The following is a 21,721-nucleotide window of genomic DNA, read 5'->3' as shown; positions in this document are numbered from 1 at the left end:
CATCCGCAGGACAAAAGAGCGACGCCCCGCACCCCGCACCCTCCCGCACCGAACGGCGGGGGGCCTGACGCATGTGGCTGCGACGGGCCGTCCCCTTCATCTGGGCCTCCGTGATCGTCCTCGGCCTGACGGCGTATGTGCTGCACCCCGGGTACTTCAGCCTCGCCGCCCTCGAGGGCACCACCGACGAGCACCGTGCCGTCGCCCTCATTCTCTACTTCCTCATCCTCTCGGTCAGGGGTCTGGTCCTCGTCCCCTCGACGCCCCTCCTTCTATCCGGGATCGTGCTCTTCGATCCCCTGGAGGCATTTGTCGTGAGCATGCTCGGCATCCTCACCTCCTCCACCCTGGTCCACTGCTGCGCACGCCGCCTCGGTTTCGACGCCGTCCTCGAGGAGCGGTATCCCGAACAATCGGAGCAGATCAGAGCCCACCTCATGGAACACCAGTTTCCCGTCATCGCCGGGTGGAGCATCTGCCCCATTGTCCCGACCGACCTCGTCGTCTACCTCGCCTCCACGCTCAGGGTTCCGCTCTGGAAGTGCCTGGTCGGGGTGGGGGCGGGTGAGGGGGTCCTGCTCTCCGTGTACATATTGATCATCAGGGGGATGCTCCTGGCCTGACTCCCCATCCTGACCGGCATCTATTCATAGGAGTCGGCGCAGTATCGGCAGACATGGTCATCAAGACACTCCAGGTCGATGTGATGAAAGACGCGGAGGCTCTTCTCGACCGCTACGGGGGGACGCCGATCCGGCTCTTCGAGGACGAACTGATCAGGATGGGTTTTGTTCAGCAGGGCGGCGACCCGGCAACGGTGGCGATGGAACACACCGGGCAGGGGTTGTACCTCGAACTTTCCCTTGACAGGGAGGGCAAACTTCACAGTTACAAGTTGGTCCCCTTCGGGGAGTTGAAGAAGAAACAGGAGCGGTTCAGGTGGTAAGGGGTCCACGTTTCTCGTTTTCCCGACTATGAACCATAGACGAGAGGTCGTGCGCGTGCTGGAGGCGCACGAGACCGTCGAGGGCGCGGGGGTGAGACTGCACCGGGCGTTCGGGGCGAGGGAGGTGCCGCTCTTCGACCCGTTCCTGATGCTCGACGACTTCCGAGCCGATCGGCCCGAGGACTATCTCGCCGGTTTCCCCTGGCACCCGCACCGGGGGATCGAGACCGTCACGTACATGCTCGCGGGGCGGGTGGAGCACGGGGACAGCATCGGGAATGCCGGGACGATCGGTGCCGGGGACGTCCAGTGGATGACCGCGGGTTCCGGGATCGTCCACCAGGAGATGCCGGGGCCGGTCGACGGGGCGATGGGAGGGTTCCAGCTCTGGGTGAACCTCCCGCGGGCGCAGAAGATGATGGCCCCGCGCTACCAGGAGGTGCGGGCCGCCGAGATCCCGGCGGTCTCTTCCGGCCCCGGCGTGACCGTCAGGGTGATCGCCGGCGACTGTGCCGGGGCCGTCGGGCCGGTGCAAGAGATCGTCGTCGACCCGGTGTACCTCGACGTGACGGTCGGGCCGGGCGCCATGTTCGTCCATCCGGTGAAGGAGGGCTACACGGTCTTTGCCTATGTCATCGACGGGGAGGGGAGTTTCGACGACGGAGAGAGGGAGGCGCACAACCGTCAGGTGGTCCTCTACGGCGACGGCGACGAGGTGGCCGTCAGCGCTCATGATCTTCCTCTCAGGTTCCTCTTCCTCTCGGGCCGGCCCATCGGGGAACCGGTCGCTTGGGTGGGGCCCATCGTGATGAACACTCTGGAGGAGGTGCGGGAGGCGTTCAGGGAGTACCGGGAAGGGACGTTTGTGAAGGGGGGGAACGGAGGTAAGGCGGTCGGAACCTGATCCGGGATCTTCTGAGAGGGCTTCACGGGCACTCCCCTGATAACTGCGAAAAATATCGCAGTCACAGGATTGGTTATCGGAGAGGACGTCGGATCATACTCAGAGTATGAAAACGATCCACACTATCCTCATCTCGGGCTGCCTCCTCCTCGCCCTCCTCGCGGCCGGGTGCACCTCAGCGGCCGGCGCCCCCGAGAATGTAGACGGGACGCTCGTCGAGTACCACCTCAGCGGCGGGATCATGGGCGCCAACGAGACCGTCGTCGTCTATGCAAACAACACCGCTGTCGTCTCCAGGCACGGCGAAGAGACCCTCGTCCCCCTTGAGCAGGGGACCATGGACAATATCACCGGGATCATCGCCTCCGAGGCCTACCTGAGTCTCGGGCCGGAGTATCGCCCGGCATCCCGGGGCTATGACCTCTTCTCGTATGAGGTGACGGCCGCAGGAAAGACGGTCCGTGCAGAGGACGGGGCGGTCCCCCCGGCACTGGCCGAACTCATCGACGAGTTGAACGGGATCGCGACCAGGGCCTTCTAACTTATTTTCGGCTGTCCGAAAACCCTTGATCACTTTTTCTCATGACAGAGTAGCGGGCGGGAACACCACTCAATCGCCGCCCCTCTCCCCACCCAATCCTTTTATGCCATCGGCACTTCCCATGAACCGGCGAGTCCGATGCACCGTCTCATCACCCTGCTGGTCCAGGTCTCCAGAGCACTCTCCTATGTCCTCGTCTTCTCTCTTGGCATCCCTATTCTTCTTGACCTGGTGCTGGGTCTCCAGGGCGCTCCGCTGCTCGGCCTGGTCACTTCGAGTCTTATTTTTCAGGCGGCCGCGGCCGCCGTCGGGGTCTCGCTCGGCCTCCACCCGGCCCTCATCCTCCTGGTCATGACCTCCTTCGCCCTGGGGATGGTGCTTGCAATCTTCCAGATCTGCGACACCTCCTCGGAACAGTCCGAACGGGTCAACCGGTGGATCCAGGGGATCGGCGAGAAAGCGAAAAAGATCACGATCCTGGACAAATACGGCGTCTACTCCCTCATCTTCATCTCGTGGATCCCGGGCCTGGGACTGTACGCCTGCCCGGTCATCGCCTGGATCTTCGGATGGGAACGGAAGTTTTCGGTGCTTTTCATCCTCGTCGGGTGGTTCCTCGCCTCCCTTGCCGTACTCCTCACCTCCCTCGGCTTCGTCAGTATCTTCCTCTGAGGCCGGGAGGCGGGAAAGATTTATTCACGGGCCCGACCCAGTGAGGCCGTCCATCACCAGACCTGACCGCACCGAACATCACCGACCGACCGGACCGCCGTCTTTCAGCACCCGACACACCTTTCGTCTGGAGAACGGTACGCCGGAGGGAAAAAATGGAAGAAACTGGTGCCCCTCTCGAATATGGGGGCTTTGAACTGCCATGGTGGGCCGTGGTGCTCGAAGGAATCGCGGCCCTCGTCATCGGGATACTCCTCCTGACCAGTCCTGGCATCACGATGGTCGTGATTGTCCAGTTTCTCGGGATCTTGTGGCTCTTCGGAGGAGTCCTGGCGCTCATCGGCGCGGTATCGATCCGTGAAAACAGGGGATGGAATATCCTATCAGGTGTCCTCGGGATCCTCGCCGGGATCGTGATCCTGCTCTATCCTGTCTACGCCCCGTTCGTGCTCCTGACCTTTCTGATCATCCTGCTCGGGATCTGGGGGATCGTGTACGGGATCACCAGACTTGCCTGGGCCATGCGGGGCGGGGGTGTGGGAACCGGCATCCTCGGACTTCTGAGCCTGATCTTTGGGGTAATCCTCATCATCAACCCGCTCATCGGCGCCGTGACGCTCCCGTTCGTCTTCGGGGCCTTCGCCGTCGTCGGCGGGATCGTGGCGATCGCGGCCGGGATAAAGGCGAGGTGAAATGATATATGAGATGAACGCATGGCAGAGGCGATCGTGGAGGAGAGACCATGCCTGAACAGTTCAAGGGAGTGATCAACCTGGACATCAGGGACTCGGTCCCTGACTGGACCCCCTACGAGGCCCCCCGTGCGCCGAAGGATACACCGAACATCCTGATGATCGTCCTCGACGACGTCGGGTTCTCTGCGTTCTCCTGTTACGGCGGCCTGATCGAGACACCGAACATCGACCGCCTCGCCGGAGACGGACTTCTGTACACCCAGTGGCACACCACCGCCCTCTGCTCTCCGACCCGCGCCTGCCTGCTCACCGGCCGCAACCACACCACCGCCGGCATGGCCTGCATCGCCGAGGGGACCACCGGTTTTCCGAACTCGAACGGGCACATCCCCTTCGAGTGCGCCACCCTCGCCGAGGTGCTCGTCGAGGCGGGGTACGGCACCTGCATGCTCGGCAAGTGGCATCTCTGTCCTGAAGAGGAGATGCACCTCGCCTCGACGCGGCGCAACTGGCCGGTCGGCCGGGGGTTCGAGAGGTATTACGGTTTCCTGGGCGGCGAGACAAACCAGTATTTCCCGGCCCTCGTCTCGGACAACCAATCGGTCGACCAACCGGCGACGCCTGAGGAGGGGTATCACCTCACCGAAGATCTCACCGACGAGGCGATCACCTACATCCGCGACCTCAGGCAGATCGATCCGCACAAACCCTTCTTCATGTACTACGCTCCCGGCGCCACCCATGCCCCGCACCATGTCCCGAAGGAATGGATCGAGCGGTACGCCGGGAAGTTCGATGAGGGCTACGAGCACTACCGCAAGGAGGTGCTGGCGCGACAGAAGGAGATGGGGATCGTCCCGCACGAGACCGAACTCCCGCCCATCAACCCGATCGGCACGCCTGAGAGCAGAGAGGGGCCTGACGGGAATCCCTTCCCCGAGACCGACCACACCATCCCCTGGGACTCGCTCTCAGCCGAGGAAAAAAGACTCTTCTCCAGGATGGCCGAGGTCTATGCCGGGTTCCTCAGCCACACCGACCACCAGATCGGCCGGCTCATCTCCTACCTGGAGGAGGCCGGGGAACTGGAGAACACCCTGGTCGTCCTGCTCTCTGACAACGGGGCCAGTGCCGAAGGCGGGCCGTACGGCTCGGTCAACGAGAACAAGTTCTTCAACGGGATTCCCGAGAGCCTGGAAGAGAACTTCACGATGCTCGACCTCCTCGGCGGCCCGGAGACCTACAACCACTACTGCAACGGATGGGCAATGGCCTTCAACACGCCCTTCAAGATGTGGAAACGCTACTGCTATGCCGGCGGGATCGCCGACCCCCTCGTCATCCACTGGCCGAAGGGGTTTCGGGCGAGGGGCGAGGTGAGGCACCAGTACCACCATGCAGTCGACATCGCCCCGACCATCCTGGAATGTATCGGGCTCAAGATGCCCGAGACCGTGAAGGGCGTCACCCAGTGGCCGCTCGAAGGGATGAGCATGCGCTACTCCTTCGACGCACCGGGTGCCGGAAGCCGCAAAGAGACGCAGTATTACACGATGCTCGGGAGCCGGGGGATCTGGCACCGGGGCTGGAAGGCGGTCACCACCCACCCGACGCTCTCGGGTTGGGGCCGGTTCATGGAGGACACCTGGGAGCTCTATCATACCGATACCGACCGTTCGGAGGTGCGGAACCTCGCGGAAGGAAATCCAGAGATGCTCGAACACCTCAAGGCCCTCTGGTTCCATGAGGCCGGACGGTACGGCGGGCTTCCGCTCGACGACCGGCCGGCGATCGAGGTGCTCACCTCGCCCAGACCACAGCCAGCGCCGCGGCGAAACCTCTTCGCCTACTATCCGGGTACAAACCCGGTGCCCCAGGCGGTGGGGGTGAACATCCGCAACCAGTCGTACGCCATCGCCGCCGATGTGGAGATCCCGGACGGCGGCGCCGAGGGCGTGCTCTTTACCCAGGGCGACACCTTCGGCGGGCACGCCCTCTATCTCAGGGAGAACCGTCTCCACTATGTCTACAACTTTGCGGGCAGCACCGTGCAGCAGGTCAGCAGCGTCGTCGAGGTGACCGAGGGAGCGTGCATCCTCTCGGCCGTCTTCACCAAGACCGGCGAGGAACCGAAGGGGACGGCCCACGGCAGGCTTGCATTGTACATCGACGACAGGATGGTGGGTGAGGGAGAGATCAAGACCCAGCCCGGAAAATTTTCGCTCAGCGGCGGCGGGATCAGTGTCGGGCTCCAGCGGGGAAGTCCGGTGACCGCGGACTATCCTGGCGAACGCCCCTGGCAGTTCACCGGGACGGTCAGGAAGGTGCTGGTGGACGTGAGCGGGGAGCCCTACGTCCACCTGGAGACCGAAGGCGAGGCGATGATGAGCCGCGAATGAACGGCTCGGAGTCTCATACGGGGGGAATAAAACAATGGCATTCGGACCGGTACAACTCTTCGTGATCGGGTTTGAGAACCCCGACTTTCACGGAGAGATCCTGGAACAATTGAGAAAAGTGCGGGAGGAGGGTTTGCTCAGGCTCATCGATCTCCAGTTTGTCTGGAAGGACGAGGACGGGAACATCTCCTCCTTTGAGGCGACCGATCTTTCCGATGAGGAGGCCGCACGATTCGGCGCCGTCATCGGTGGGCTCATCGGGTACGGCGCCGCCGGCCGGGAAGGGGCGCGGGCCGGCGCAAAGATGGGTGCGATGGCCGTCTCAGAGCGCGATCTCGGGCTTACCGAGGACGACCTTGAGGACATCAGTCTCTCGATCCCGTCGAACTCCGCCGCGGCGATCATGCTCGTCGAGCATAGGTGGGCGCTCGACCTGCGGGATGCGGTGAGGTCGGCAGGGGGCGTGGTCCTCACGCAGGGGATGCTGACGCCCGAAGTCCTGATGAGTGTCGGCGCCGAACTCGCCGAGGCGGTGGCGGCGGCCGAGGAAGAGGAGAAGAAGAAGATGAAGGTGCCGCTCGCCGCACGCTGAGGGAAGACCAGGACAGGCCGGAGCGAGAGATGGAAAGGCAGACAGGAATACAGAAATGGGGCGTCCTCGTCGTCGTCTGCCTGGCCGTCTTCATCATGGTCATCGACACGACCATCATGAACGTCTCCATCTCGGCCCTGGTCGTCGAACTGGACACCACGGTCCCGGCGATCCAGTCGGTCATCGCGATCTACGCCCTGATCATGGCCTCGTTCATGCTCTTCGGGAGCAGGATGCAGGACGTGATGGGGCGAAAACGCGCCTTCCTCTTCGGGGTGGTGCTGTACGGCATCGGCACCTTCGTCGCCTCGATGAGCTGGAACCTCGGGGTGCTGCTTGTCGGGTGGTCGGTCTTCGAGGGAGTGGGGGCAGTATTCATGATGCCGGCGACGGCCACCTTCCTCACCGCCGCGTATTCGGGGCGGGACCGGGCCGTCGCTTTCGGGGTCTGGGGCGGGGTGGCCGCGGCCGGGGCGGCCTTCGGTCCGATCATCGGGGGGTACCTCACCTCCTTCTATTCCTGGCGATGGGCCTTCAGGCTCGAACTCCTGGTCGTCGTCGTCATCCTCCTCGCCTCGGTCCTCCTCTCGGGCTCGAAGCCGACCGAGAAATTCCGGAACCTCGACTTTGTCGGAACTCTTCTCTCCTCCGCCGGGCTCTTCCTCATCGTCATCGGGATCCTCCAGCTCAAAAACCTGGGGGTGTGGCGGGTCATCCCCTTCTTCATCGGGGGCGGCCTCCTCCTGCTGGCGATCTTCTTCTGGTGGGAGAGACGGCTGAAACGGATGGGGCGCACGCCGCTCGTCGAGATCGATCTCTTCTTCGACCGGATGTTTCTCGTCGGCAACATCGTCGGTAGTCTCCAGACCGCGGTGCTCGCCGGGTTCCTCTTCATCATCCCGGTCTTTCTCCAGTCGGTCACCGGCATCGGTGCCTTCGAGACCGGGATCGCTCTGCTCCCGATCTCGATGGCAGTCTTCATCGTCTCGATCGGGGGTGCCAGGTTCTCGTCGATGATCGACCCGAAGTACCTCGTCCTCATCGGGATGGCGCTGGGGATCTGGGGTACGGTGATGCTCAGGGACGTCTTCGGGATAGACACAACCGCCGCCATGATCGTTCCCGGTTCCCTGGTCTTCGGGGTCGGGATGGGGCTCGTCCTCTCCCAGATCACCAACCTCACCCTCTCGGCCGCCCCTGAAGAGGAGCAGACCGACGCCTCTGGTGTGCTGAACACGACCAAGCAACTCGGCACCTCGGTGGGGACCGCCCTCATCGGGGTCATCCTCCTTATCTCGATCTTCTCCGGCCTGCTCGCCGGTCTCGATGCCTCGGGGTACTTCGAGGGGATGGAGAAGGAGGAGATCGCGGTCGAGATCGACCGGTGGGTCGAGAAGATGGAGACCGGAGCGCCTGAGGAGATCCCCGAGGCGGTGCTTGCGGAGGCCGAGCGGGTCGCGGACGCCTCGATCAGTCAGGCGATGCGATCTTCGTTCGATGCGATCGCGGCCCTCCTCCTCATCGGTTTCTTTGCATCTCTTCTGATCCCGCGGACCAGGAGAGGGGGAGGGTGGTGAGGGGGTGAGAGTCGGCGGGAGGGGGTCGAGAAGTTTTCTCCAGACCCCTCAAAACTCTTATCACCCCCCGGTGCAACTGGACACCCGAAAAGGATGACCAGAGTCTTCATCGACACCAACCTGTTCCTGGGGCTGTACGATGCCGGCGAGGATTTTCAGACAGTCATAGCGGAGATCGAACGGCTGAAGCCCGACCTGCTCCTCCCCGAGACCGTCCTCGACGAGTTCCTCCGCAACAGGGACCGGCTCCTCGGACACCACGCAAAAGCGTTGAGGAACGCCGCCGGGGCCGTCCAGAGCCCGCCCTCTTTTCTCAGGGACTCGCCGGAGACCGCCGCCTTCGAGGAGGCGGCCGAACGGTACAGCCATTCTCTCCTGGCACTCGCCGACGAGATCGAGGCGATGATCACCGATAAGAAGGAAGACCCGGTCTGGGCGGCCATCGAACGCCTTGCCACCGATTCCGGGGTGCGGGTGATCAGATGGACCGGCGAACATCTGGGCCGGGCCCAGAGCCGCAAACTCGTCGGCAACCCCCCGAAGAACGAGCGGGGCCAGACCGTCGGGGACGAGGTGATCTGGGAGATCCTCCTCGACGAGGCGGAGGACGACCTCGTTGTCATCACCCGCGACCAGACCTACCAGAACCACCTCTCTTTTCTCATCCATGAGTTCAAGTTGCGGACCGGCCACCGCCTCATCGTCGACGACCGGATCTCCGCGGCCCTGCTGGCGACCGGCAGGGAACCGTCCGAGGCGCTGCTCAGGCTCGAAGGCGGGGGATAGACACAGAGTGAGACCTGGCCGTCACCCCCCGCCGCGGTCGGTGAACTTTCATATACTCCGGCGTCAAGGCTCTCACATCGGGGGGATGTAGAGTGAGAGTTGTACTGGCAGAAGAGAGGAGATATGAGGAATTTGTAGACCTGGCGGGGGAGGCCTACCTGTACGGCTACCCGCTGACCGAGTGTGTCCGCACGCTGGCGAAGATGACCCGCGGGGCCGAGGGGGCGATGGGCGCCCCGGTGAACACCTTCTGGCATGCCGACCAACTGCTCGGTCCTGCGTTCAGGCAGGTGGTCTCGCCCAACAACGACACCCTGTACTCGACCGCCGTCGTCGACCTCGGGCCCGAACCGATGGTCCTCCATGTCCCCGACACCCATGGGCGCTACTATGTCATGCAGTGCGTGGACGCCTGGACAAACAACTTCGCCTATGTCGGCCGGCGGGGGACCGGGACGGAGGAGGGGGTCTATGCTTTTGTCGGCCCCGACTGGGAAGGAAGTCTCCCTGAGGGCGTGGCCATGGTCAGGGCGCCGACCGATCTGCTGGCCATCATCGGTCGGACGGCGGTGAGCGGGGCTGAAGACGTCCCCGCGGTCCGTGCCCTCCAGCAGCAGTATACCCTCACCCCGCTCCGCGCCTGGCCCGGCCCCGCCCCCGACGCCGGTGAGCGGCGCCCTGGAGACTGGCCGCTGCCCGCACCCCGTCCGGGCGTCAGGGCCGACCTCCTGGTATGGGAGGAGATGCGGGTCTGGATGCAGGCCTGCCCGCCCCCTGCCGCGGAGCGCGAGTACCTCGATCGCTTCGCCCCGCTGGGGCTCACCGATCCCGAGAGCCCGTACCTCGACCCCGAACCCGAGATCGCCGCGGCGTTGACCATGGGACGGATGGCGGCCGAGAAGGCGATCAGGGCGTATATCCGGACCTCCCTCAAGAAGATGAACGGATGGCTGTACACCACGCACCTCTGGGACTACAACACCCGCTTCTTCGAGGTCGGGACAGTGCAGGAGAAGTCCTGGATGGCCGAGGACTTCATGCGCCGTGCGGCGGCGGCACGGGCCGGGCTCTTCGGCAACCACGGTTACGAGGCGGCGTATCCCTGGACCTACGAGGACGTCGCCGGTGAACTCCTCACCGGCAAGCGCCGTTACCTCCTCCACTTCGACCGCCTCCCCCCGGTCGGCGCCTTCTGGTCGGTGACGATGTACTCCTCGCCCGACTATATGCTGGTCGAAAATCCCATCGGCCGTTACTCCATCGGCGACCGGACGCCCGGAGTGCAGTATCATGACGACGGTTCGCTCGACATCCATATCCAGCACGACTCGCCGGGCCCGGAGAAGGAATCGAACTGGCTGCCGGCGCCTGAAGGAGAGTTTCGGCCGATCATGCGGATGTACCAGCCTGACCGGGCGGTGCTGGACGGGTCGTACCTCCTCCCACCGATCCGCCGGGTCGGGTGAGAGGGCACCCCGCCGCCAGGTGGAGCGAAACAACCATCATCTCCCCCGCCTCTTCTCCACCATCACGGGGGGACTTCAAGAATGGAACCTGAACGGATCTCATATCATGCGTCGGTGAAGACGGCGTATGAACGCCTGAAAAAAGACGGCATCTCGAATGTCTGGGACCGGTACGAGGCCCAGGGACTGGGCGGCGACCCCGACCAACGCTGTGCCTTCTGTACCGGCGGCGTCCGCTGCGACTTCTGCTCCAACGGGCCATGCCGGGCCGACGCGGCAAAGGACAAACGCGGGGTCTGCGGGATCTCGGCCGACGGCATGGCGATGCGGATGATGCTCCTGCGCAACGTGATGGGCGCCTCGACCTACCACTACCACTGCGAACAGACGGTGCGGACCCTGCGGGAGACGGCCCGCGGCAGGACGCCGTACCGGATCCGGGAGCCTGAAAAACTCGTAACTTTCGCCAGACGACTCGGTGTCCTGACCGGCGGCGAGGATGCGGAGGTGGCGCTGCGCCTCTGCGATATCCTGGAGAAAGATTTCCACCGGCACTCCGAGGAGGAGAGCGTGATCGTGACGCGGCTTGCACCGGCCGAACGGAAGAAAGTCTGGCGCGACCTCGGGATCTTTCCCGGCGGAATCTATGGGGAGATGATGCGCACCACCAGTTCGTGCCTCACGAACGTGGACGGTTCCTATCTCTCCCTCGCAAAAAAGGCGCTGCGCCTCGGGGTGGCGATGGCCTACCAGAGCCAGGTCGTTCTCGAAACCCTGCAGGACTGCCTCTTCGGGACGCCGTCACCCCACCCGATCCGGGTCGACCTCGGCGTCCTGGACCCCGACTATGTGAACATCCTCCCCAACGGCCACGAACCCTTCCTCGGTTTCGCGCTGGTGGATCGTGCGAGGGATCCGGCCTGGCAGGCGGCGGCAGAGGAGGCAGGGGCGAAGGGATTGAGGGTCATCGCCAACATCGAGACCGGGCAGGAGATGGTCCAGCGTCTCCGGATGGACGAGGTCTTCTGGGGGTATACCGGCAACTGGATCATGCAGGAGGCGGTGCTCGCCACCGGGGCGGTCGACGTCTTTGTGGCCGACATGAACTGCTCGCTCCCGCTCGACCCCGCGTATGCGGAGAAGTATCATTTCAAATTGGTCCCGGTCTCAGAACTCGTCGCCTTCGAGGGGGTCGAGGAACGGGTGGACTATGACCCGGTGCAGGCCGATGCGCAGGCGGCCGGGTTGCTCCGGATGGGGATCGAGAATTTCAAAGAGCGACACGGCACCGTCGAACCGCTCGCCGGCCTTCCGATGGGCGAGGCGGTCGCGGGGTTCTCGCCCGAGAGCATCGTCGCCGCCCTCGGCGGGAGTCTCACTCCCCTCCTCGACGCCATCAAGGGAGGGAGCATCCAGGGGGTCACCGCCCTCGTCTCCTGCACCACCCTGCGGGACAGCGGGCAGGACGTCCACTCGGTCGCGGTGGCCAGGGAACTGATCGCACGCGACATCCTCGTCCTCTCGATGGGGTGCGGGAACGCGGCGATGCAGGTCGCGGGCCTCTGCTCTCCTGAGGCCGCCGCGGATGCCGGGCCGGGGCTGAAAAAGATCTGCACGGCGCTCGGCATCCCGCCGGTCCTCTCCTTTGGGACCTGCACCGACACCGGGCGGTGCGCCGACCTCGTCGCGACGATCGCCGCCGCCCTCGGCGGAGTGCCGGTGACCGCCCTCCCGGTGGCGGTGGCGGCGCCCGAGTACATGGAGCAGAAGGCGACGGTCGACGCCATCTTCGCCCTTGCCTTCGGGCTGTACACCTATGTCAACCCGGTCCCGACCGTGACCGGGGCGCCGAACCTGGTGGCCCTGCTCACCGACGAGATCCAGGGACTCACCGGCGGCGTGCTTGCCCTTGAGACGGACGCCGGGGCGGCGGCCGAGGGGATCGCCGGTCACATCAAGAAGAAGAGAGAGGGACTTGGCATATGAGAGGAGGTGAAATGAGATGAAAATTGTCAATCTCGCAGAGGTGCCGGTCCACCCCAACCCCCATGGAGTAGACGCCAGGAAAGTTTATGACTCAAAAGACGCCGTCGCCGTCGTCATCGCCCTCAAACCGGGAGAGGCCCTGAAACGGCACGTCACCCCGGTGGACGTCTTCTTCTACGTCCTTGAGGGGACCGGCGTCGTCGAGATCGGCGACGAAGGAGCGCGCGTGGAGAGAGACCATCTCGTCGAGAGTCCGGCCGGAGTTCCGCACCGGTGGTCCAACGACTCTGACCGGGACTTCAGGGTGCTGGTGGTCAAGGTGCCGCGCCCGACTGAAGGGACGAAACTGCTCTGAACGTCGCGGTCAGAGGTCGCTCTGACGAGCGGGAGCTCTGGTCCTGGTGGCTGATGAACGCCCTGCGGCCGCGGCGTACTCCCGCTCCTCGCTTCTCACCACCAGCGTGCCGAGGTCGTGTCTCATCCAGAGGAACCCGACGGCATTGCCGAGCACTTCGCCGACGACGATCCCCCACCAGACGCCGTCTATGCCGAGGCCCATGACATTCCCGAAGAGGTAGGCGAGACAGCCCACCATGCCGACCCCCAGAGAGGTGACGATGAGGGAGGCGGTCCCCCGGCCTGAGGCCATGAAGAACGCTCCGGCCATGACTCCCAGCGGGACGGCGGGGAAGAAGAGGCAGACGGTCCTGAGGAAGACGACGATCTCCGGGGCGATGCCCGAGCAGGCCTCAGAGTAGGTAAAGATCAGGGTGATCTGGGGGGCGAAAAGGTAGACGACGACACTCATCAGGACACCGATCCCCACGCCCAGGCGTACGGCGTACCTGAAGACTTCTTCCAGTCGCTGATACAGCCTTGCCCCGATCGCGGCGCCGGCGACCATCATCACGGCCGAGGAGAGCGCAAAGAGCGGGACCAGCGCGAAGGTGACGACCCGCCACCCTGAGGTGTAGACCGCGATGGCCGTATCCCCGGCGATGGAAGTGAGGATGGCGTTGATCACGATGACGACGCCTGAGACCAGGAAACATCCGAGGGTGTTGGGGATGCTGACCCTGACGATCTCGGAGACGACCGGCCACCTGACCGGAGTCCGTCTGACCCGGAGGGGGACATAGGTGTCTTTTCTGACGACAAACCAGAAGACCATCACCAGGAATTCGACGACCAGGGAGATCACCGTCGCCCACGCCGCCCCGGCGACCCCCATCCCGGCGCCATAGATGAGCACCGGATCGAGGACGAAGTTGATCACCTCGGCGGCGACGATGACTTTCATCACTCTTTTAGTGTCCCCTTCGCCTTTCAACACGCCATAGGCAAGTTCGGAGAAGAAGACGATCGTCGAGGCCCCGAAGATGATCGTCCCATATGTCGCGGCAAGGGTGGCGGCCTCGCCCTCCCCGAAGAGTCCGAAGATCGTGTCGGAGAAGAGGAGCATCGAGATCGTGAAGACTACGGCAAGAAGGGCCGCAAGGATCATACCCTGCGCCGCAACACCCTCGGCTCCGACTCTATCGCTCCTGCCGATCCGCCTGGCTATCGCCGTCCCGACGCCGGCGCCCAGACCTTCGCCGCACCCGACCATGATCATATAGAGCGGGAAGGCGAGTCCGACGGCGGCAAGGGCCTCCTCACCGAGACCTGCCACCCAGATGGCGTCCACGATGTTGAAGGCCGAGAGGAGGAGCATGGAGACGATCAACGGACCCGAGAGTCTCCGGATTGCGGTTCTGGGGTCTCCTTTCAGGAGAGCCACACCATTTGTCTCGTAATTTTCCTGGTTTTTTTCTCTGTTCCTGGTATCCCTCTTTTTAAGGATTATTTATAACCGACAGCACGGACAGGCGTATATCGCAGAATGGGAACGATCAGGACAGAATGACCGTCCCGGTGGGGTCCGAAAAATATCGTCGATGATATTTTGAATGTTCTATTGGGTGCCGGGAGATTCACGGACGTCAAATAGACTGAGCCTGTGCCACCAGACAAAACTATTGGCCGATGTCCGTCACTATATTTGTGGCCGAACCAATATAGTAATTGTGGATTTCTCTATCAGATCAGATCGATGAGAAAATGAGGCGGATCATGCATCCCTCTCCTGTCCGGGATCGCACCGGCACACATATTCCTTCACCTCTTCTCCGAACGCAGAACCGATGAACACCCGGTCATAGTCGATGACCTGATTGTTGAGGTACTGGAGGAGGAGACGGTCGTCGCCGGTGGACGAGGGTTCCACCCCGGCGAAGAAGAAGCCCATCTCCTCGATCGTGCCGGTGATCCACCTGGTGATCGGGTCGGTGAGCGGGAGCGAGAGGTAGACGACTTCCAGGCGTCGGGTGCAGAGGTCTCGAAGGGCGGTCCTGAGCGAGGGGAGGGTATCGGCACCATAGGAATGGACGCGGATCCTGGCCGAGCCGTACGGTTCGGTCTCCACGGCAAGGCCGGCCCCGGCATCGCTTCCGGGCGCCGGGCACTCCCATGCCGTCCCGAAGAGGGGCACGTCCCCGAGGCGCCGGTAGATCGCTCTGACCGCCCCTTCGTGGTGTTCGGGCACAAAAAACGTCCGCGGCTCCGGTCTTCTCAGATATCGATACAGGACAACGACACTCTCCCTGACCTGGTTCCCGGTGGCGATCCCGGTAAACTGCATCACCGGATAATGGGAGAGGAGGAGAGCGCACTCGCTCATCCCGAGGAAGGCGACAGATTTCTGCGAGTACGGATGTGTGCAGACGCCCTGCCCTTTCACCCCGATGAGGCCCCGCCGCTCGGCCTCCTGCACGGTTGTCGCCATCAGTCTCTTGAAGATCCCGTGCTTGCGGAAAGGGGGGTCCACAAACCCGAGCGACAACTCTGCAATGCCGGGGTCGTCCCCGAAGAGCAGACCGGCATGGCCGATCACCGCACCGTCGTGCACGGCGACGAACGAACTGAGCCGCCCGCTCCTGATGAGTTCTTTGAGCCGGTCAGGATAATAGACCTCCTCGTAACCGTACGAGTAACCGTAGCAGGTGTAGGCGCGCCGGGTGATCTCCACGGCCTCGTCGATGCGGGTCGGTCTGATCTCGCAGGCGAACGGCCGGTCGAGACTGGGTGGGGGTGCATCCCCGGTCTCTGGAGCAGGGTCAGCCTCCATTTCTCCTGATGAGGAGGGGCGTTTCCACAGCCGCGTCTCTTTCCCCGCGGCGCCGAGATTGTGGAATGAGACGCCGTCCAGCACGCCCTTCCACCCCTGGAGTTTGTCGGGGCATGCTTCGACTCCAGGGTCGTAGGGTGTTCCTTTCTCCCTGATGGAGATCTCAAGCCTCTCATCCGTCCATTCACCGGTGAGCGTGATGATGTCCTCCTCGCCGGCCGGGAAGGCATGGCCGATGATATGGGCGACGACATCCTCGACACAGCGGCCGATGTGGTGCGCCTCTTCCCCCGAGCACCCGGCGAGAGAGGAGATGTGAGCGACGGCGGATCCGACCAGCGGCAGATGTGAGATATCGTTGGGGATACTGAATATACACCGCTCAGGCACACGACCACCTTCTGCTCTTCTATGGCATGGGGGTTCTTGAGTGTTTGGTCTCAATCGCGTCTGAGCACAATATCTTTCATGCTCCGGAGAAGATATCGGATCAGCATGAGCAGCGATCTGAAGGCCGCCCTCCTCCGGCGGTGCCGGGCGATGGAGATACCTCTTGTCGGGGTGGCGGATGTCGAACGGTGGGAGAACCCGCCCTTCCGGCCCTGGATGCCGGAGGAGTTCTACCCGCAGCGCATCTTCCCTGAGGCGCGGTCGGTGATCGTGATCGGTCTCCCGGTCCACCTCCCGGCCCTGGAGAGCGCTCCATCGATCTGGTACCGCGAGACCTACCTGACGGTGAACGCTCTCCTGGACCAGTACACCTATCGTCTGGCCGAATATCTCAACGAAGAGGGGTATCCCTCGGTCTTTGTGCCGCGGGACGGGTACGGGGGTATCGGGGCGCTCATAAAAAAACCAGTGGCGTTCTTCTCCCACCGCCACGCCGCATACTTCGCAGGGCTCGGGACGTTCGGGGTGAACAACATGCTCCTCACTCCGGAGTACGGCCCGCGGGTACGCTTCGGTTCGATCCTCACCGCCGCTCCCCTCCCGCCCGACCCCGTGATGACCGAAGAGGTCTGCAATCACTGCATGCGGTGCGTGGAGATGTGCCCGGCCAGCGCCCTCGACCGCGAGGACTATCCCGCGGGCCTGACCGATCGGGGGGCCTGCGCGAGAAACAGTGCCGAATTGGAGAAGCGGCGTCTTGCCCCGTGTGGGATCTGCATCAAGGTCTGCCCGATCGGGAAGGACCGGGTGTTCTACGGCAGAGAGGACGCTTCGGTCTATGCAAGAAGTGAACGCCGGCCAGACCTGCACCGCGCCTGGGAGCATGTGCGCTCCTATGGTGGGAAGTGACGCACTGTCATCTATGGCAGTGTGATAAAAACGTGCGGATCAAAATCGAGAAGCGATCCGGGGGACCGCTCCATCTTAAAGATCTCTGAAATCAGAGGATTTCAGATTAGTACCTGGGCTTTCTGTGCTTCGGGAAGCAGTCGTTGCAGTAGACTGGCCTTCCGTCGGTGGGCTTGAATGGAACTTCGCACTCTTTGCCACAGTCAGAGCAGACTGTCTTGTGCATCTCACGGGGGCCGAAGTCTCTCCGCCCACCAAAATTGTCTCTTCCGTTCATACGGTTACTCATGCAGACGTGTGCGCTGCACATGAATAATTGCACGCTGAGGATATGAAGGTGTGCATCGGGATCAGAGCATGGCACCGGAGGCCGCGAGGACGGGGCTCATCATATGAGACGAGTCCTGGCAGTCTTTTCTCCGTCTTCATGTCCCTGAGCGCCCGCCTTCCTCTTCACCGCCGAGGTATTGCCCGTGCCAGGTGTGCACCCAGACCTGGCCGGTCCGGTCGTTGACGCTGAGCATCCCTTCCATCTCGCCGCGCCCATACGCGAAGGTGTGGTAGCCTGAGAAGGTCCGGCTCTCAAGGAGTGTCGCTCCGGGCAGGAATGTGCGCAGGAAGGTCGCCGCGGTCTCTTCCGCGGCGTGCAGATCATATCGGGCCGCGCCGTTTTGGACCGAGCACCGCCAGGTCAGGGCGGGGCCAGGGTCAGGTCCGGCCTCGCCGGTGTAGCGGTCGACGATCGCCTCGCCGACGGCCTGGCCGGTGGTCCGGTCGACCAGCACGGCATAATAATTCTGCGTGAAGGCTGTGAAGTTCCTGACCTCCACTGTGGGACCGAACTCCGCCGCATAGGTTTCCAGGGCCTCCCGCGCCGCGGTCTCAGAGACCGGGCGGGCGTCGGGTTCGTAGAGTGCCGCCACCCCGCCGCCCGCCGGTCCGGGCCCCAGCGCTCCCGGCGAGGGCGGCCCCCCGCCGATCTGTTCGGGGCTCCCCCAGACCCAGGCACACCCCGGGCTGAGCAGAAACAGAGAGATGATGAGAATGACCGAAACGACCCCCCGCCGCTCTTTCATGATATCTGCACCTCATGGGATGGGATGTCGGCCATGCCATATAAACACCGGGCAGGTGCCCGACCCCGCATACTTTTATATTGCCACTCTCCCTATCGGCGGGCAGGTGGTGTCGTATGGCAGAAAATGAGGGCAACTTCTGGTGGGGTGTCGTCGTCGGGTGGGTGTTGATGATGATCGTCAATATCTTCATCCCGGTTATCGGGCCCCTGGTCGGCGGGTTTGCGGCCGGATACATCGCGAAGGGGGGGTTGTGGAACGGCGGCGTGGCCGGGCTGGTCGCCGGGATCATCGGGGCGGTGATCATCGCGATCCTCATCCTCATCGGGGCGACGGCGTTCCTGGGGGGGATCGGTCTCATCTCCGGGTTCGCCGTCGGGACGCTCCTGATCATCAGCGTCTTCATCGTCAACGGGATCCTCGCCTTCATCGGCGGGGCGATCGGTGGGGCGGTCGCGGGGTGAGGATTCTTTTTTTTGGTTTTTTTCGGGATCTGTGGCGATGGTTCTGTGGGAGATCGTCGTCAGATCGGGGCGATTTCTGGTGTTTTTTTAGGGGTTCTCTATCCTGTCTTTTGGGGTCGGGATAGGAAACCATCCTCTTCGGATTTACAGAGGGTCTGGGAGCAGGGATAAAGTATGGATCGTGCGGATTTTTTCCAAACAGGCTTCATACCGGTAAGGCACTCAAACCTCCATGATATGAATCGGGATCGGTGCGTTCCTTCCCAAAGCGGAGTCCAATATGCCCGATTTTAACTATCCCAGCGCCACGTCCAGCACCATCATCACCGCAAACCCGGCGAGCACCCCGAGCGTCGCGAGTCGCGGACTCCCCTGCGCACCGGGGATCACCTCCTCCGCCACGACAAAGATCATCGCCCCGGCCGCAAAGGCGAGGGCGTACGGGAGGACCGGTGCGGCGACGATGACCGCCGCCGCTCCGACGACCGCAGCCACCGGTTCGACGACGCCGGAGAGCTGGCCGTACCAGAAACTCCGCAGGCGCGAGACCCCCTCGCGCCGCAGGGGCATCGAGACGGCCATCCCCTCGGGGAAGTTCTGGAGCCCGATCCCGATGGCAAGCCCCACCGCCCCGGCGAAGGTCGCCGACGGGTGGGCGGCGGCCAGGGCGCCGAAGCCCACCCCCACCGCCAGACCCTCCGGGATGTTGTGGATGGTCACCGCAAGAATGAGCATAAGACTGCCCCGCCGCATCCCCCGGCCACCGCCTCCCGTATCGTCGACGGCGTCGAGGTGCAGATAGGGGAGAAGCGCCTCGGCCCCCCACATCGCGAGCCCCCCGGCAAGAAACCCCGCGACCGGCGGGAGCCAGACCGGCACCGGAAGACCGGCCGAGAGTTCGATCGCCGGGGCCAGGAGCGACCAGTAACTGGCGGCGATCATCACCCCCGCGGCAAACCCGAGCATGAGGTCGAGCCCCCGTCGGTCCACCCCCCGCGTGAAAAAGACCGTCGCCGCCCCGAGGGCGGTGAGCCCCCAGGTGAAGCACCCGGCAAGCAAGGCCTGCCAGATCGGGCCGAGGCCCTCCAGCAGGGGCATCATCTGCATCAGATCTCAGCGCATGAACTTCGAGACGAAAGGCGACGTCTCCCCTCTCCTGAGAAAATGACCCGACGGCCCCTCGCCAAGGAACTCGGAGAACCAGGACTCGTGCTCCACCTCCTCGTTGAGGATCGCCAGCGCCAGGTCATAGGTGCGGTGGTCTTTGCCTGCGGTGTAATTGCAGATCTCGGTATACCCGTGGACCGCACACCGCTCGGCCTCGACGAGCACCGTGAGCATCGCCGTGATGTCCGACGGGTCCGGGGGCAACCTCGCCGGCCGGCAGGCCGAGATGTTGTGGAACTCCACCATGTCGTCGGGAAGTTTCCCCCCGAGTTCGTAGATCCTCGGGACCAGCGCCTCGAAGTGGTTCCTGTCCTCGATCCGTGCGGTCTCCGCGATCTCCTTGACCGTCTCCCCCTCCAGGCCGATGAGGTTGGCCCGCAGGATGGTGTAATAATAAAAGGTGGTCAGTTCAGCCGCAGCGTTCTTGACCAGCATCTCCAGCAGTTTGTCGACGTCGATACCCGCCTTCTCAACCATTTCTCGTGCAACTTTTGCCACTCGATTCCCCTCCCGTGTCCCTGACAGGACTGGAGGTGGAGAGGTGGCCGCCGGATATATGGGTTGCGGCACTCAATCCCACCGCCGGGCCGCGAAGACCAGGGCCAGCGCGGCCAGGACCGCAGCGAGCGAGGCCGGGGACTCCGTCGTCGGCGCCGGCGGCGGCGTCCCGTCGCGCTCATAGGTGAAGAGCATGACAGAATTTCCTTCTTCCCAGACGATGCGGTTGCCCGAGATGGGGTCGTCGCTCATGGAATGAGAACCAAAGGGATGGACGATCATCTCTTCGTCGGTTATGAGGTCGAAGAGATGGGTGTCGGCGTCGGGGACGTCGCTCTCCCTGAAGACATACTCGGTCCAGACAACCAGGTCGCCTGAGATGGAGGGGCCGCTCTTCGTGGCCGATGAATTCGCGAGCACGCGCTCGCGGCCGGTGGTGAGATTGTGGAAGCGCACTTCACCGGACGATGATACCCAGACAACCCGGTCGCCTGAGATGGAGGGTCCGCTCTCGTCGGTGGGCGCAGAGGTGAGCGCCCGCTCCTCGCCGGTCGTGATGGTATAGAGATAGACGTCGTCATTCTCACAGCGCCGGTCGGTCCAGACGATCCGATCGCCTGAGACATCGGGACCGCTCTGCGAGGCCCAATCCGTGCAGACCGCCCGCTCCTCCCCGGTGCTGATCTGGTAGAGATAGATGTCTCCCTGCCGGTCCCGCAGGTCTTCCCAGACAACATAATCCCCGGAGATGGCAAGACTCCGCGGCCCGGCAGTCTCTGAACTGATGCAGGTCGTCTCCCCGGACGAGATAGAATAGAGATAGACGTCCTCTCTGCGCCCCGGCGGGTCGCGCTCGCGCTCGCTGTCGTCGATCCGGACGAGAAAATCTCCCGAGACGCGGGGATTGTTGTTCGCACGGAACCGCCGGGAGAAGTTCACCTCCTCGCCGGTCGAGAGGGTCCGGAGGGCGATGCCGGTCCGGTCCTCTCTGTCGTACCATGTCCAGACCACATGGTCGCCGTCGATCGCCGGCCAGTGCCTGCCGACGAGGTCGTCGCCGTCGGTGAGGGCGACGAGGGTGCCCGGCGCCTGAGGCAGGTCGCCGGCGGCAGCAGTACCGACCAGACCGGCCAGCAGGAGGAAGGCGGCGCAGATAAGATTGATTCTCATACCCATACGCTTCAGAGTGCCCTCTGCCCGCAGCACCATATATCTTCCGAAATCGACCCGCAGTTCTTCCCGCCCCTGCGCGGGGATGAGAAGAACTCCGGTGAAGGGTCGGTCTCCGGCCCCCCCCGCCGCCGTTCCGATCCGGGCGCTCTGTCGGAGTCGGATCCACCTGCATGCCTGGAGAAGCGCGCGCCATCCCGACGTCCCGGCCCGCCGATCAGACCGATAATCAGAGAGGGCCCGGAAAAGGAGATGCATAGGTATATTCATCACGAATCGCAAAAATTTCAGCAGGAAGTTTGGGAGCACCGCGTCTG

22 protein-coding genes are annotated in these 21,721 nt (G+C 63.5%); 15 read left to right on the top strand and 7 right to left on the bottom strand.

The genetic code is table 11. From position 1 onward, the window contains the following. Window positions 1–71: 71 nt before the first annotated feature. The 13 genes from RJ40_RS02315 (at window position 72) to RJ40_RS02255 (ending at window position 12,919) form a co-directional block, all read left to right on the top strand. Complete coding sequence (locus tag RJ40_RS02315; protein ID WP_265581741.1) at window positions 72–623, top strand: TVP38/TMEM64 family protein; 552 nt, start codon at window positions 72–74, stop codon at window positions 621–623. Between the two features lie 53 nt (window positions 624–676). Further along, on the top strand, window positions 677–946 hold the full coding sequence (locus tag RJ40_RS02310) for a hypothetical protein (protein ID WP_265581740.1): 270 nt from the start codon (window positions 677–679) through the stop codon (window positions 944–946). Window positions 947–974: 28 nt separating this feature from the next. Then, the gene (locus RJ40_RS02305) at window positions 975–1,850 is read left to right on the top strand and encodes a pirin family protein (RefSeq protein ID WP_265581739.1); all 876 of its coding nucleotides are present in this window, start codon (window positions 975–977) and stop codon (window positions 1,848–1,850) included. Window positions 1,851–1,956: 106 nt separating this feature from the next. Then, the gene (locus tag RJ40_RS02300; RefSeq protein WP_265581738.1) at window positions 1,957–2,391 is read left to right on the top strand and encodes a hypothetical protein; all 435 of its coding nucleotides are present in this window, start codon (window positions 1,957–1,959) and stop codon (window positions 2,389–2,391) included. Between the two features lie 138 nt (window positions 2,392–2,529). Further along, complete coding sequence (locus RJ40_RS02295) at window positions 2,530–3,063, top strand: small multi-drug export protein (RefSeq protein ID WP_265581737.1); 534 nt, start codon at window positions 2,530–2,532, stop codon at window positions 3,061–3,063. 155 nt (window positions 3,064–3,218) lie between these two features. Continuing rightward, entirely contained in the window at window positions 3,219–3,755 is a 537-nt protein-coding gene (locus RJ40_RS02290; RefSeq protein ID WP_265581736.1) for an HdeD family acid-resistance protein, read from the top strand. A gap of 50 nt (window positions 3,756–3,805) precedes the next feature. After that, window positions 3,806–6,157, top strand: coding sequence for an arylsulfatase (locus RJ40_RS02285; protein WP_265581735.1), 2,352 nt, complete (start codon window positions 3,806–3,808; stop codon window positions 6,155–6,157). A gap of 34 nt (window positions 6,158–6,191) precedes the next feature. Then, window positions 6,192–6,749, top strand: a complete 558-nt coding sequence (locus RJ40_RS02280) for a DUF1269 domain-containing protein (protein ID WP_265581734.1) — start codon at window positions 6,192–6,194, stop codon at window positions 6,747–6,749. Between the two features lie 29 nt (window positions 6,750–6,778). Continuing rightward, complete coding sequence (locus RJ40_RS02275) at window positions 6,779–8,326, top strand: MFS transporter (protein ID WP_265581733.1); 1,548 nt, start codon at window positions 6,779–6,781, stop codon at window positions 8,324–8,326. Window positions 8,327–8,419: 93 nt separating this feature from the next. Next, window positions 8,420–9,112 (top strand): PIN domain-containing protein, encoded by a 693-nt coding sequence (locus tag RJ40_RS02270; protein ID WP_265581732.1) that lies wholly within the window; start codon window positions 8,420–8,422, stop codon window positions 9,110–9,112. A gap of 92 nt (window positions 9,113–9,204) precedes the next feature. After that, a complete protein-coding gene (locus RJ40_RS02265) occupies window positions 9,205–10,578 on the top strand; it encodes a DUF1254 domain-containing protein (RefSeq protein ID WP_265581731.1) in 1,374 nt (457 codons plus the stop codon). Window positions 10,579–10,659: 81 nt separating this feature from the next. Continuing rightward, a complete protein-coding gene (gene cooS / locus RJ40_RS02260; RefSeq protein WP_265581730.1) occupies window positions 10,660–12,564 on the top strand; it encodes an anaerobic carbon-monoxide dehydrogenase catalytic subunit in 1,905 nt (634 codons plus the stop codon). Window positions 12,565–12,580: 16 nt separating this feature from the next. Continuing rightward, window positions 12,581–12,919: a cupin domain-containing protein gene (locus tag RJ40_RS02255; protein ID WP_265581729.1), complete on the top strand. Its 339-nt coding sequence runs from the start codon at window positions 12,581–12,583 to the stop codon at window positions 12,917–12,919. 9 nt (window positions 12,920–12,928) lie between these two features. On the opposite strand, the gene RJ40_RS02250 is transcribed toward RJ40_RS02255, so the two are convergent. Beyond that, window positions 12,929–14,344, bottom strand: coding sequence for an MATE family efflux transporter (locus tag RJ40_RS02250; protein WP_265581728.1), 1,416 nt, complete (start codon window positions 14,342–14,344; stop codon window positions 12,929–12,931). A 330-nt stretch (window positions 14,345–14,674) separates the two neighbouring features. Then, window positions 14,675–16,120, bottom strand: coding sequence for a GNAT family N-acetyltransferase (locus tag RJ40_RS02245; protein ID WP_265581727.1), 1,446 nt, complete (start codon window positions 16,118–16,120; stop codon window positions 14,675–14,677). A 105-nt stretch (window positions 16,121–16,225) separates the two neighbouring features. Between RJ40_RS02245 and RJ40_RS02240 the strand changes: the two genes are divergently transcribed. Continuing rightward, window positions 16,226–17,029 (top strand): 4Fe-4S binding protein, encoded by an 804-nt coding sequence (locus RJ40_RS02240; protein ID WP_265581726.1) that lies wholly within the window; start codon window positions 16,226–16,228, stop codon window positions 17,027–17,029. Between the two features lie 106 nt (window positions 17,030–17,135). Here the strand turns inward: RJ40_RS02240 and RJ40_RS02235 are convergent, their stop codons facing one another. Both RJ40_RS02235 and RJ40_RS02230 read right to left on the bottom strand, forming a co-directional pair. Continuing rightward, window positions 17,136–17,306 carry a CxxC-x17-CxxC domain-containing protein gene (locus RJ40_RS02235; RefSeq protein ID WP_265582594.1) on the bottom strand — a complete coding sequence of 57 codons (171 nt, stop codon included), beginning with the start codon at window positions 17,304–17,306 and terminating at the stop codon, window positions 17,136–17,138. A gap of 148 nt (window positions 17,307–17,454) precedes the next feature. Beyond that, on the bottom strand, window positions 17,455–18,105 hold the full coding sequence (locus RJ40_RS02230) for a hypothetical protein (protein WP_265581725.1): 651 nt from the start codon (window positions 18,103–18,105) through the stop codon (window positions 17,455–17,457). A 116-nt stretch (window positions 18,106–18,221) separates the two neighbouring features. Here RJ40_RS02230 and RJ40_RS02225 point away from each other — a divergent pair, with 116 nt between their 5' ends. Next, a complete protein-coding gene (locus tag RJ40_RS02225; protein WP_265581724.1) occupies window positions 18,222–18,569 on the top strand; it encodes a DUF5518 domain-containing protein in 348 nt (115 codons plus the stop codon). 294 nt (window positions 18,570–18,863) lie between these two features. Here RJ40_RS02225 and RJ40_RS02220 read toward each other — a convergent pair whose 3' ends face one another. The 3 genes from RJ40_RS02220 to RJ40_RS02210 all read right to left on the bottom strand — a co-directional run bounded on the left by RJ40_RS02220 (window position 18,864) and on the right by RJ40_RS02210 (window position 21,662). Then, a complete protein-coding gene (locus RJ40_RS02220) occupies window positions 18,864–19,676 on the bottom strand; it encodes a ZIP family metal transporter (protein WP_265581723.1) in 813 nt (270 codons plus the stop codon). A 6-nt stretch (window positions 19,677–19,682) separates the two neighbouring features. Then, window positions 19,683–20,234: a DNA protection during starvation protein gene (gene dps, locus RJ40_RS02215; RefSeq protein WP_265581722.1), complete on the bottom strand. Its 552-nt coding sequence runs from the start codon at window positions 20,232–20,234 to the stop codon at window positions 19,683–19,685. Between the two features lie 72 nt (window positions 20,235–20,306). Then, the gene (locus RJ40_RS02210) at window positions 20,307–21,662 is read right to left on the bottom strand and encodes a hypothetical protein (protein WP_265581721.1); all 1,356 of its coding nucleotides are present in this window, start codon (window positions 21,660–21,662) and stop codon (window positions 20,307–20,309) included. Window positions 21,663–21,721 lie beyond the last annotated feature (59 nt).

The sequence above is a fragment of the Methanofollis aquaemaris genome (assembly GCF_017357525.1).
Lineage (GTDB): Archaea > Halobacteriota > Methanomicrobia > Methanomicrobiales > Methanofollaceae > Methanofollis > Methanofollis aquaemaris.
This window is presented reverse-complemented; position numbering and strand designations above follow the sequence as displayed.

Excerpts from the sequence above, each read along its gene's own strand:
- RJ40_RS02315 (WP_265581741.1), top strand. The coding sequence starts at position 72 with ATGTGGCTGCGACGGGCCGTCCCCTTCATCTGGGCCTCCGTGATCGTC.
- RJ40_RS02310 (WP_265581740.1), top strand. The coding sequence starts at position 677 with ATGGTCATCAAGACACTCCAGGTCGATGTGATGAAAGACGCGGAGGCT.
- RJ40_RS02305 (WP_265581739.1), top strand. The coding sequence starts at position 975 with ATGAACCATAGACGAGAGGTCGTGCGCGTGCTGGAGGCGCACGAGACC.
- RJ40_RS02300 (WP_265581738.1), top strand. The coding sequence starts at position 1,957 with ATGAAAACGATCCACACTATCCTCATCTCGGGCTGCCTCCTCCTCGCC.
- RJ40_RS02295 (WP_265581737.1), top strand. The coding sequence starts at position 2,530 with ATGCACCGTCTCATCACCCTGCTGGTCCAGGTCTCCAGAGCACTCTCC.
- RJ40_RS02290 (WP_265581736.1), top strand. The coding sequence starts at position 3,219 with ATGGAAGAAACTGGTGCCCCTCTCGAATATGGGGGCTTTGAACTGCCA.
- RJ40_RS02285 (WP_265581735.1), top strand. The coding sequence starts at position 3,806 with ATGCCTGAACAGTTCAAGGGAGTGATCAACCTGGACATCAGGGACTCG.
- RJ40_RS02280 (WP_265581734.1), top strand. The coding sequence starts at position 6,192 with ATGGCATTCGGACCGGTACAACTCTTCGTGATCGGGTTTGAGAACCCC.
- RJ40_RS02275 (WP_265581733.1), top strand. The coding sequence starts at position 6,779 with ATGGAAAGGCAGACAGGAATACAGAAATGGGGCGTCCTCGTCGTCGTC.
- RJ40_RS02270 (WP_265581732.1), top strand. The coding sequence starts at position 8,420 with ATGACCAGAGTCTTCATCGACACCAACCTGTTCCTGGGGCTGTACGAT.
- cooS (WP_265581730.1), top strand. The coding sequence starts at position 10,660 with ATGGAACCTGAACGGATCTCATATCATGCGTCGGTGAAGACGGCGTAT.
- RJ40_RS02255 (WP_265581729.1), top strand. The coding sequence starts at position 12,581 with ATGAAAATTGTCAATCTCGCAGAGGTGCCGGTCCACCCCAACCCCCAT.
- RJ40_RS02240 (WP_265581726.1), top strand. The coding sequence starts at position 16,226 with ATGAGCAGCGATCTGAAGGCCGCCCTCCTCCGGCGGTGCCGGGCGATG.
- RJ40_RS02235 (WP_265582594.1), bottom strand. The coding sequence starts at position 17,306 with ATGAACGGAAGAGACAATTTTGGTGGGCGGAGAGACTTCGGCCCCCGT.
- RJ40_RS02230 (WP_265581725.1), bottom strand. The coding sequence starts at position 18,105 with ATGAAAGAGCGGCGGGGGGTCGTTTCGGTCATTCTCATCATCTCTCTG.
- RJ40_RS02225 (WP_265581724.1), top strand. The coding sequence starts at position 18,222 with ATGGCAGAAAATGAGGGCAACTTCTGGTGGGGTGTCGTCGTCGGGTGG.
- RJ40_RS02220 (WP_265581723.1), bottom strand. The coding sequence starts at position 19,676 with ATGCAGATGATGCCCCTGCTGGAGGGCCTCGGCCCGATCTGGCAGGCC.
- RJ40_RS02210 (WP_265581721.1), bottom strand. The coding sequence starts at position 21,662 with ATGCATCTCCTTTTCCGGGCCCTCTCTGATTATCGGTCTGATCGGCGG.